Origin of the sequence: Bacillus cihuensis (assembly GCF_000504145.1) — a bacterium.
GTDB lineage: Bacteria > Bacillota > Bacilli > Bacillales > DSM-1321 > Peribacillus > Peribacillus huizhouensis.
Window position 1 is genome coordinate 113,837 of sequence record NZ_KI632498.1, and the last position, 11,041, is coordinate 124,877.

The window sequence follows — 11,041 nt, forward strand, 5'->3', positions numbered from 1 at the left end:
GGGAAATCTAGTGAATCGCATGATGATTACATCAACTAACACACTCTCTCAGCTTCAGCTAAAATTGGATACGATTAGCAGTAATATTGCAAATGTGGATACTACAGGATATAAACGGAAAGAAGCGAATTTTACGGATTTACTTGTACAGCAATTCAATAATCAACCAGACGTATCTCGGGAAATCGGCCGATTGACACCAAACGGAATCCGCCAAGGAACGGGAGCTAAGCTAGGTCAAACACAGCTTAGCTTAACACAAGGTTCATTAAAAACGACGAATCGCAGCCTTGATGTCGCCCTTACAAAGCCGGATTTGTTTTTTAGTGTACGTGTTTCAGATCAAAGTGGAGAAAACATTCGTTACACACGTGATGGAGCCTTTTTTATGACACCTGTAAATGGAAATGATCAGCAAGTTATGCTTGTTACAGGTGCAGGAAATCCTGTTCTTGATGAGTTCAACCGTCCAATAGTGGTAAACGGGAATGTTACAGATGTTAGTATTTCTGAAAATGGACAGATTAAGGTAGAAACGAGCAATCGGGGAACACAATTTTTTGAGATGGGGATTGTGTCTGTTAAGAAACCGCAATTTATGGAACAGCTAGGCGGTAATTTATTAGCACTCCCTGCAAACTTTAACGAACTGAATGTGAATGTAGAAGATATTTTGACATCATTAACAGGTGGTTTACGCAACGAAATTTCTGTAACACAAGGAGCGTTGGAAAGCTCCAATGTAAATCTTTCTAAAGAAATGTCCAACCTAATAATGGTCCAGCGACAATATCAATTCCAATCTAGAGCGATTACAATGGCTGATCAAATGCAAGGATTAGTGAACAGTATTAGATAGAGAACAACCAACAATGAAAAAACCAACCTGCTGATAAATGAAACGACGATCATCATGACGTAAAGTGAAACTTCAATCAGTGGGAGGGCTACACCCACACTGATTGTTAGTCCGGTTCTAGTGTCGCTATCGCCAATACCTCCGCGCAGCGTAGGTAAGGCGACACTACGAACCCGATTCAACGAACTCAGACTAAAGTACGCCGCTTCCTGCAGAAACGTCTGAGTGACCCACATCCTGTGGGCCTCAACTAAACCTCTGCTCACGCATCGGTAAGTTTCACTGTATCTCACCAATCAGGCTTTAACGGGCATTATCCCCCACCTAAGCTTCTTCGATACCTCTTAGCCTTGAGGTGGGGATCTATTGCCCGATAAAGCGGGAAAAAAGGAGCTATTGTACACAAGCATGGAAGAAAAAACTTTAACCAGAGAAGATTTTAAACAGGAACAAGAAAATAAGGAACAGGCGAAACCGAAAATTCGTATTAGACTGTTACCACTTTGGTTCAGGGTATTACTTGTTACATTCTTGATTGTTGTATCAGTAGTCTCCGGAACCATTGTCGGTTACAGTATAATGGGTGGTGGAGAAATGGTTGATGTATTTAGCAAATCAACCTGGACTCACATTTTTGATTTAGTATACAGCGAAAAGTAGGAGGTTGATTTAGATCAACCATAAGGCACCACTGGCATGTAAAAATCGCCGTAAACCCTTAAGCTTTTCTTATAAGGAGGAACAAAGAATGCTTGATGTTAATCAAATCAAAGAAATTATTGCGCACCGCTATCCGTTTTTATTAGTGGATCGCATTATTGAAGTGGAAGATGGAAAACGTGCAGTAGGCTTAAAAAACGTTTCAGCGAATGAATCATTCTTTAATGGTCATTTTCCTGAGTACCCTGTTATGCCTGGTGTATTAATAGTAGAAGCACTTGCGCAAGTAGGAGCAGTGGCGATGCTTAAGCAGGAAGAGTATAGAGGAAGACTCGCCTTTTTTGCAGGAATTGATAATTGCCGTTTTAAGAGACAGGTCGTTCCAGGAGATCAATTAAAACTTGAAGTTGAAATCACTAGAATGCGTGGCTCCGTAGGCAAAGGAAGAGCAGTAGCTACTGTAGATGGCGAAATTGCCTGTGAAACAGATATCATGTTTGCTTTTGGGGATAAATCATAATTCTCGGGTAAAAAAGAGTACGGATAAACATTCCGTGCTCTTTTTTTATCCGCGAGAGGGTAACATGGAAAACTTTACCGTTTTAACGAACGAGAGAAATTCCCTTTTTCGGGTATTCTAAATAAGGACCATTAGAATATGGCTCACATCATAAGGAGGAATACAATATGATAAAAAAACGAATATTAGCATTACTAGGGTGCTCATTTTTATCAATAATGATGTTAGCAGGTTGTGCGACGAACGACAATAACAAACCTGCTCCTGAAAATGATAATACTCCTACGGATAACAATGTAAATAAACCCGGGAATAATGGTACTCCAGATTTGAACAAAGATGTAAACCCAAACGACAATAATCTTAAGAACGATGTGAAAGACGGAGTAGATCAAAATGACTTAAATGGAACAGATACGAATATCAATGGTAATACAGATATGAATAAGCATAAAGATAACAAATAGTTTTTATCCCGGTTTAACAGGCTGTAATACCCCCACCTCTATTATTGTGAGAGAATTAAGTAATAATAGGTGAGGGTAAATAGCCTGAAAATCTGATTGGTTCAACTAACCATCAGTGGGGTAAAAAGAAACCTACTAATAGAAGTTTCACTTTATTAAAACAGGCAGAAATTTCTGCCTGTTTTGTTTCGATTCTGTAATGAAAATAATTTAATTGTTATAAATCATTCCTTTTACCGGTGATATTTGATATGATTTTAGAAAGAGCAGAGGAGCTAAATGTAGGAGGTCCATTTTATAAAATGTTAAAAGATCTTTCACCAGGAGTAAAAATAAGTATAACTCGCTCTATTTCAATTGCTTTTGAGCAATATATGAACAAAATCAACTGGAATGAAAATCACTTTGATTATGAAGTTTTCATGGGTGAATGGAAAGAATACTTAAATAAATCAGCTACTTGGTATGATAAGGTAAGTGACGAAGTAAAAGCGAATTCGGAGTTTCATGAGGAATTAGCGGTGAAAATTACTGAGACGATTAATAAAATCCTTTCCGAAAAACCGAAGAAGGAACAAATGGAAGAGATAGAACGACTTCAAAAACTTACGAAAAACGAATATGATTATTCTTGCCGCGCGGAAGCTCGTTTTGTTATCGAGAAACTCTCAAAGGAATTGAAAAATTCCAAATAAGAAGTCATATTAACGCATCTTAATATCCTTTCGTAAATTCCCTCTGCCAACTTGAACGAGCCATAATGATACTTTGTATATGAAAAAAAGCAAAAGCAAAGAACTCTTCGCTTTTGCTTTTTTTCATTGACTTTTTTATAAGGGAAGTTTCATTTTTATGATTTCTTTGTAGTGATAAATGGGGGCTGAGAAATGATTTTTTCTTTGAATTGTTCAAGTAATTCCTCGCCGGAAATGCCTTTATCGATTAAATTTTCAAGTAATAGCTCGGCGTACTTACTGCGGGTTCTTTGCAGATGTCCTTCAAATACGATACTGACATGTCCTTCAACCTCTTTGATTGAACGGAGCACTGTGTCAAAAGCAGCAGGACCATTCTCTTTTTTTGTAATGACCGCTTGAACATTCACTTCTCCATTCAATAAAGGTAGTACATGCTGAATTTTATCGAAGTATGTTTTAGATAAAAAGGCTTCGAGGATCCACGTATTTAAATCATCTTCTTTATTAATAATCAATCCGTCTGTAAGTTCCACATTAAACAGTTCATTTCTTTCAGTTACAATTTGTAGTGAAATTAATTTGAATGATTTCATGTCATTCCTCCTTCTTGTGCGAAACTTTCCTTATTTTTGCTAATTATAACATACCTGAAAATGAGGAACGAATCATATCCTAAATTGAATTGCTTATAAAAAAATAAATAAATGTTGAAAAAATAAAGAAATTGCTGTGGAAGTACGTCGAAAATTGAATTATTGAAGGAGATATCAATAAGGATCAACAAAAAAGTATATCAAAATGCAATTTTCGTAATTTTTCTTTTACAATAATTTTACGTATGATGGTATCAAATAGAAAGGAGATGAGAAAGTGATTAATCAAGTAACTTTAGTCGGCCGATTAACCCGAGATCCTGATCTCCGCTATACAGCGGAAGGGAAGGCAGTCTCTACTATTGTATTAGCGGTAAACCGAAATTATCGTAATCAAGCCGGGGATTTCGATGCCGACTTTGTTCAATGTACGCTATGGCAAAAGACGGCCGAGAATACAGCGAATTATTGCCAAAAGGGTTCAGTTATCGGTATTACAGGAAGAATTCAAACAAGAAAATATGATAACCAAGAAGGAAAGAAAGTTTATGTAACAGAGGTAGTCGCAGAATCAGTAAGATTCCTTGGTCCAAAACCAGCAGCGAAACAGCAACCTGAATTTGAACATATTAAAGCATAATGGGTATTGAGGTGAAATATGACAATAAATAGCTTGCCATTTAGTGAGTTTTTAAAGGAAGACGATCAGACGATTTATCCATTTACAACTGCAACCCCGCACAACAACCATCAGCAAATAGAACGCATCGAACAGATTATGGGCGATTTAATTCGCTACATAGCAAAAACTCAAGCTAAAACTTCAAAAAATGAAAGTCATCTCACAGAAATAGAATCGCGCTTAAATCATTTTACCATGCAATATATCTATTTATCGGAACAATATGCAGTTCTACACCAACGGCTTGCTATTCTCGAGAATAAATAAACAATCCATGCTTAATTATATAGAAAAACCTTTTTTCATATATGTAAAAGGGCTACCAGTTTAGTAATCCCCGTAAGACAAACCCCTACTCTCCTCAAGAAATATGATAGATTCCTCTATTGAGCCTCGAAGATGGACTGCGATTTGCAGTCTTTTTTGTATTTTAGATCAGATTATTAAATTTCAAGTCGAAATATACGAATAATTAAAAATATTCTAAAATAAAGATTGTTATTTTTCAGAAAAAATGCAATAATTCAATTAATTGACTGGAAAAAATGTAATTTATTTATAAAGGAGGTAAATTGGTGGAATCTCCAATAATTGAAGTAACCAGTTTGCAGACAAGTTTTCAGACGGATGATGGGGAAGTTCCTGTCGTAAACTCCGTCAGTTTTCACATCAATCGAGGAGAAGTATTGGGGATTGTCGGCGAGTCAGGATGTGGAAAAAGCGTAACTTCCTTATCGATCATGGGACTTGTTCCCGCTAATACTAGTAAAGTCCAGGGGCAGATTCGATTTAAAGGAGAAAATCTTGCGACTGCATCTGAAGCGCGAATGAGGAAGATTCGTGGGAATGAAATCGCCATGATTTTTCAAGAGCCAATGACCAGTTTAAATCCATTATTTACGATAGGTGAACAATTAACTGAGTCGTTAAGAATACATAGGAAATGGAACAAAAAACAAGCAAGAGCGAGAGCCATAGAAATGATGAAACTGGTTGGTCTAGGAAGGGCAGAATCCTTAATGGATGAATATCCGCATCAACTCTCTGGAGGAATGAGACAAAGGGTTATGATTGCTATGGCGATGATTTGTGAGCCAGAACTTTTGATTGCGGATGAACCAACTACTGCACTTGATGTTACGATTCAAGCCCAGATTCTAGAATTAATGAAGAAATTGAATCAAGAAACGAAAACGGCAATTATGATGATTACTCATGATTTGGGTGTCGTTGCAGAAATGTGTCAACGAATGGTTGTCATGTACGCTGGGAAGATCGTCGAAGAAGGTGATGTTTCTGCTATTTTCCAAAATCCGAAGCATCCTTATACGGTTGGATTGATACAATCTGTTCCTGACATGCGTGAAAAAAAGGAAAGACTGTATTCAATACCAGGGCAGGTGCCTAAGCCAGGCAGCCAAAAGCTAGGTTGTCCATTTGCTCCGCGATGTTCGCATGTAATGGACCGTTGTCTAAGTGAAGCTCCTCCACTACAGCTATTCAATACTGGTCAAAAAGTGCGTTGTTGGCTATATGAAGACGGGAAAGGGGGAGACATCTATGACGCAGCCATTAGTTCAAGTTGAAAATCTGAAAATGCATTTTCCGATCAAAGGTGGAATTTTAGGAAAAACAATAGGCTCTGTGAAAGCCGTTGACGGCATTTCTTTTTCAATTAAAAAAGGGGAGACACTTGGACTCGTTGGTGAAAGCGGTTGCGGAAAATCGACGACGGGTCGGATGATTCTCAGACTCCTTGAGCCTAGTGAAGGAAGTATTTATTTTGAAGGAAAAGATCTTACAAAGCTTTCTACGAATGAAATGAGGAAAACGCGCAGTGAAATACAAATGGTTTTTCAAGATCCATTTGCTTCGTTAAATCCTCGTCATACCATTGGCAAAATATTAGAAGAACCGTTGATTGTTCATGGTGTGAAGAATAAGCAAGAAAGAAAACAACGGGTGCAAAAATTGTTAGAGGTCGTTGGTCTTAGTAGTTATCATGCCTCACGATATCCTCACCAATTTAGCGGTGGGCAACGTCAACGGATTGGAATAGCTAGGGCTCTTGCTATCAATCCCAAGCTGATTATCGCAGATGAGCCAGTTTCTGCTTTAGATGTATCCATTCAGTCACAAGTGTTGAATCTACTCCAAGACTTACAAAAGGAATATGGATTAACGTACCTATTCATTGCCCATGACCTTGGTGTTGTTCGACATATTAGTGATCGTGTAGGTGTCATGTACTTAGGGCAGTTAGTGGAAATATCAGAAAGTGAAGATCTATACCAAAATCCGCTCCACCCGTATACACAGGCGTTATTATCGGCGGTGCCTATTCCAGATGTAACGTACAAACAAGAGCGGGTCATTTTACAAGGCGATGTTCCGAGTCCTGTAAATCCGCCTAAGGGCTGCCCATTCCATACAAGATGTCCAAAAGCAATGGAGCAGTGTTCACATAAAAGGCCTGAATTAAAGGAACAAAAACAAGGTCATCACGTAGCTTGTCATCTTTATGACTAAGTTTACGTAGACATAAATGAGTAACAAAAATTAATGGGGGGAAAGTCATGAAAAAGACAAGCTGGATTGTATTCATTTGTATTCTTGCTCTTTCAACTGTGCTAGCTGGTTGTGGTAGCTCGAAAGAAAGCAGCTCAGGAAAAGGGAAGGAAGAAAGCGGAGGTACGCTTATTTATGGTCGAGGCGCAGACTCTACAGCACTTGACCCTGCGATAACGACAGAAGGGGAGTCGTTTATCGTTACAGAACAAATTTTTGAAACACTTGTCAAATACAAAGAAGATAGTACAGAAATTGAAGCAGGACTTGCTGAAACATGGGATGTTTCTGAAGATGGATTGACGTATACCTTCCATCTCCGTGACGGAATTAAGTTTCATGATGATACTGATTTTAATGCAGAAGCCGTTGTAAAGAACTTTCAACGCTGGGCGCAGAGTAAAGATGAGGCAAAATTTGCTTATTATGCATCGATGTTTGGCGGTTTTGAAGGGGACGAAGGGCATGTAATTAAAGAAGTGAAAGCGCAAGATGATCATACCGTTGTGTTTACACTAAACCGTCCGCAGGCTCCTTTCTTGAAAAACTTAGCCATGGGTATGTTTGCGATTGCAAGTCCCGAAGCTCTGGAGAAACATGGCGATGATTTTACGAAAAATCCTGTAGGAACTGGACCATTCGCCTTTAAATCATGGAAACCAGGCGATATGATTGAAGTTGTAAAAAATGATGATTACTGGCAAGATGGCCTTCCGAAATTAGATGGCGTTAAATTTAAAGTCATTAAAGATAACTCCGCTCGACTCAATGCATTAATTAAAGGGGAAATTGACTTAATGGACGGGCTTAACCCTAGTGATCTTGGCCAGGTAGAGGGAGACAGCAAGTTGCAGTTGTTCGAAAGACCATCTATGAACGTCGGTTACCTTGGTTTTAATGTGGAAAAAGCACCATTTGATAAAAAAGAAGTTCGTCAAGCTATCAGTCATTTAATTAATAAAGAAGAATTAATTAAGAGTTTCTATGAGGGTACTGCAGAGCCTGCAAAAAATCCATTGCCACCATCTGTTAGTGGCTATAACGATGACATTGTCGATTATGAATATAATGTGGACAAGGCAAAGGAATTATTAAAAGCTGCAGGGCTTGAAAATGGATTTGAAATGGATCTATGGGCAATGCCAGTTGCAAGACCGTACATGCCTGATGGGCAAAAAGTAGCGGTAGCGATTCAAGCTGCTTTGAAAGAGGTTAATATTACAGCAAATATCGTTACATTTGACTGGGGAACGTATATTGAAAAAGTACAAGCCGGCGAGGCTCCTGTCTTCATGCTTGGATGGAATGGAGATAACGGTGACGCGGATAACTTTATTTATACGCTTTTAGATAAAGATAACATCGGATCAAACAACTATTCACGGTACAGCAACGATGAATTGCATGAAATTTTAATCAAGGCCCAATCTAATCCTAATGAAGATGAGCGTATTGTGCTTTATAAACAAGCACAAGAAATTATTCATGAAGATGCACCTTGGGTTCCACTTGCACACTCTAAGCCACAGTTGGCAGGTATCAAAGAAGTGGAAGGATTTATTCCGCATCCAACCGGAACACAATCATTTATCAATGTATCTTTAGGAGAATAATAAGAGTTTAAAAGAATATGAGAAGTACGTTAAACAAGTGGGTGTCTCATAAGGGTCTAACCTCGCACTCTAAATCAGTATAGTGTTTCAAACACGTATCTTATACTGGTATTTATTTGTTGCGGGGCCTGACCCTTGCTTTGGGGACGCCTCCTTGTTTGTTGAAAGAAATATGAACGAGACGAATAGTCAGATGCCCAAAAGTTGAGGTGGTCATTTTGTTTTCTTTTACAGTTCGGCGTCTAGGTGCGTTAATTCCAGTCCTATTAGGTATGGCGTTTATTGTTTTCATGATGGTCCGTGCGATCCCGGGGAATCCAGCCCAGCTAATCTTAGGTCAACAGGCTTCGAAGGAAGCTGTTGCTGCTTTGACAAAGGAACTTGGATTGGATCAACCGTGGTACATACAATTTTTTGATTATTTAGGTGGCTTATTGAGCGGTGATTTAGGTGTTTCTTTAAAGACAAATACACCAATCGCAGAGGAAGTCTGGCCATATCTAGCCGCAACCATTGAACTTGCTGTCATTGCTATGATCATAGCGGTCGTTATCGGTGTGAACGCTGGAATCATATCAGCGTGGTTTCAAAATTCTTGGTTTGATTATATCGCAATGATTATCGCACTTATTGGGGTCTCTATGCCAATCTTTTGGTTAGGGTTAATGGAGCAATATATCGTGGCGATTAAATGGGATCTCTTACCTACTACAGGTCGAGATAATATCCGAGATCCGGTTGAAGCAATCACGAACTTATATTTACTTGACACCCTCCTACAAGGAAGATTCGATCAATTCTTTGAAGTGGTTCGCCATTTAATACTTCCAAGTATCGCGTTAGCAACCATTCCAATGGCCATTATAGCGAGGATGACACGTTCATCCATGCTAGAAGTGATGCGTTCAGACTTTATTCGAACAGCTCGAGCAAAAGGAATGAGAATGTTCTGGGTAGTGTATAAGCATTCTTTTAAAAATGCATTAATCCCGGTTGTGACGGTTATTGGTTTGCAGACAGGCTTGCTTCTTGGTGGGGCAATTTTGACAGAAACAATCTTCGGTTGGCCTGGTATTGGCACCTATATTTACGATGCTATTAACTATCGGGATTATCCAGTCGTTCAATCTGGGATTCTAGTGATTGCCTTTATCTTTGTGATCATAAATTTATGTGTCGATTTATTATATGCAGCAATCGATCCGAGAATTAAGTATAAGTAGGAGGGACGTGACATGGCAGAACTAATAAACAACAAAACTCCGCTCACGAGGCCACCGGTAGAAGATTCAGCCATTTCTCCATGGAAAGAAGGGTGGAGAAGCTTTAAAAAGAATAAGGTTGCTGTTATAGGATTGTTTATCGTTGTTTTTTTCATCTTGATGGCTCTGTTTGCAGATTTACTTGCACCTTATTCATATGAGACACAGAAACTAGCAGATAAGCATTTAGCCCCTTCCGCTGAGCATTGGTTTGGCACAGATGAATATGGGCGAGACATTCTCAGCCGAATTATTTTTGGAGCACGTCTATCGCTTTGGGTCGGTTTTATCTCTGTCGCCGGCTCCGTGATTGTAGGTCTCGTACTAGGTCTTCTTGCCGGCTATTATGGAAAATGGGTAGATATGATAATCTCGCGAATTTTTGATATTCTACTAGCATTTCCTAGTATCTTGTTGGCAATCGCGATTGTTGCCGCACTTGGGCCATCTCTTAGAAACGCTCTAATAGCCATTGCTATTATTAATGTGCCAACGTTCGGTAGGCTCGTTCGTTCAAGGGTGCTTTCGGTAAAAGAAGAAGAATACATCTCAGCAGCCAAGGCAATCGGTATGAAAGATGGTCGGATAATCTTTCAACATGTTCTTCCAAATTGTCTGGCGCCGATTATTGTACAAGGCACACTAGCGATTGCATCAGCGATCATCGAATGTGCAGCACTCGGATTTTTAGGATTAGGAGCTCAACCTCCAACTCCAGAATGGGGCCAAATGTTGGCGGAATCTCGAGCATATATTCTTCAAGCACCTTGGACCGTCCTGTTTCCAGGATTGGCCATCATGCTAACCGTGCTAGGCTTCAATTTAATGGGAGATGGATTACGAGACGCACTTGATCCACGAATGAAGAACTAAGTAGAAAGGTCAGCTAAATACGGCTGACTTTTTCTTTTCTCCATGTCGACTGGAATTCGAACTGAAACTTATTTTTGCACGTAATTTTTACCCTGGCGCACAAGTGAAGAACCCGGGCACGAAAAGAGTGTGTTCTGGCACGCAAATCACGAATTCGGCACGAAAAGAGTGTGTTCTGGCACGCAAATCACGAATCCGGCATGAAAAGGGTGTGTTTTGGCACGCAAATCACAATCCGGCATGAAA

The 11,041-nt window shown here is 39.3% G+C and carries 13 protein-coding genes; 12 read left to right on the plus strand and 1 reads right to left on the minus strand.

Annotation, left to right across the window (positions count from 1 at the left end; all coding sequences use genetic code 11):
* The first annotated feature begins 19 nt into the window (after nucleotides 1-19).
* From V179_RS0122435 to V179_RS0122455, 5 genes are all read left to right on the plus strand, one after another.
* On the plus strand, nucleotides 20-859 hold the full coding sequence (locus tag V179_RS0122435) for a flagellar hook-basal body protein (protein ID WP_220478596.1): 840 nt from the start codon (nucleotides 20-22) through the stop codon (nucleotides 857-859).
* 366 nt (nucleotides 860-1,225) lie between these two features.
* On the plus strand, nucleotides 1,226-1,519 hold the full coding sequence (locus V179_RS0122440) for a DNA-directed RNA polymerase subunit beta (RefSeq protein WP_235179212.1): 294 nt from the start codon (nucleotides 1,226-1,228) through the stop codon (nucleotides 1,517-1,519).
* 88 nt (nucleotides 1,520-1,607) lie between these two features.
* Nucleotides 1,608-2,039: a 3-hydroxyacyl-ACP dehydratase FabZ gene (gene fabZ, locus V179_RS0122445; RefSeq protein ID WP_028393459.1), complete on the plus strand. Its 432-nt coding sequence runs from the start codon at nucleotides 1,608-1,610 to the stop codon at nucleotides 2,037-2,039.
* A 167-nt stretch (nucleotides 2,040-2,206) separates the two neighbouring features.
* Nucleotides 2,207-2,506 (plus strand): hypothetical protein, encoded by a 300-nt coding sequence (locus V179_RS29310; protein ID WP_051405090.1) that lies wholly within the window; start codon nucleotides 2,207-2,209, stop codon nucleotides 2,504-2,506.
* A 251-nt stretch (nucleotides 2,507-2,757) separates the two neighbouring features.
* The gene (locus tag V179_RS0122455) at nucleotides 2,758-3,201 is read left to right on the plus strand and encodes a hypothetical protein (RefSeq protein WP_235179215.1); all 444 of its coding nucleotides are present in this window, start codon (nucleotides 2,758-2,760) and stop codon (nucleotides 3,199-3,201) included.
* Between the two features lie 155 nt (nucleotides 3,202-3,356).
* Here the strand turns inward: V179_RS0122455 and V179_RS0122460 are convergent, their stop codons facing one another.
* On the minus strand, nucleotides 3,357-3,797 hold the full coding sequence (locus tag V179_RS0122460) for a YwpF family protein (protein WP_028393461.1): 441 nt from the start codon (nucleotides 3,795-3,797) through the stop codon (nucleotides 3,357-3,359).
* A 277-nt stretch (nucleotides 3,798-4,074) separates the two neighbouring features.
* Here V179_RS0122460 and ssb point away from each other — a divergent pair, with 277 nt between their 5' ends.
* The 7 genes from ssb to nikC all read left to right on the plus strand — a co-directional run bounded on the left by ssb (nucleotide 4,075) and on the right by nikC (nucleotide 10,795).
* A complete protein-coding gene (gene ssb / locus V179_RS0122465) occupies nucleotides 4,075-4,437 on the plus strand; it encodes a single-stranded DNA-binding protein (protein ID WP_028393462.1) in 363 nt (120 codons plus the stop codon).
* A gap of 18 nt (nucleotides 4,438-4,455) precedes the next feature.
* The gene (locus tag V179_RS0122470) at nucleotides 4,456-4,746 is read left to right on the plus strand and encodes a hypothetical protein (protein ID WP_028393463.1); all 291 of its coding nucleotides are present in this window, start codon (nucleotides 4,456-4,458) and stop codon (nucleotides 4,744-4,746) included.
* A gap of 308 nt (nucleotides 4,747-5,054) precedes the next feature.
* Complete coding sequence (locus tag V179_RS0122475; RefSeq protein WP_028393464.1) at nucleotides 5,055-6,065, plus strand: ABC transporter ATP-binding protein; 1,011 nt, start codon at nucleotides 5,055-5,057, stop codon at nucleotides 6,063-6,065.
* Nucleotides 6,040-7,008, plus strand: a complete 969-nt coding sequence (locus tag V179_RS0122480; RefSeq protein WP_028393465.1) for an ABC transporter ATP-binding protein — start codon at nucleotides 6,040-6,042, stop codon at nucleotides 7,006-7,008. The genes V179_RS0122475 and V179_RS0122480 overlap by 26 nt, the downstream gene beginning before the upstream one ends.
* Before the next feature lie 47 nt (nucleotides 7,009-7,055).
* The gene (locus V179_RS0122485) at nucleotides 7,056-8,660 is read left to right on the plus strand and encodes an ABC transporter substrate-binding protein (protein ID WP_028393466.1); all 1,605 of its coding nucleotides are present in this window, start codon (nucleotides 7,056-7,058) and stop codon (nucleotides 8,658-8,660) included.
* Between the two features lie 218 nt (nucleotides 8,661-8,878).
* Nucleotides 8,879-9,883, plus strand: a complete 1,005-nt coding sequence (locus tag V179_RS0122490) for an ABC transporter permease (RefSeq protein ID WP_028393467.1) — start codon at nucleotides 8,879-8,881, stop codon at nucleotides 9,881-9,883.
* A 12-nt stretch (nucleotides 9,884-9,895) separates the two neighbouring features.
* The gene (nikC, locus tag V179_RS0122495; protein WP_028393468.1) at nucleotides 9,896-10,795 is read left to right on the plus strand and encodes a nickel transporter permease; all 900 of its coding nucleotides are present in this window, start codon (nucleotides 9,896-9,898) and stop codon (nucleotides 10,793-10,795) included.
* The last annotated feature ends 246 nt before the right edge of the window (nucleotides 10,796-11,041 follow it).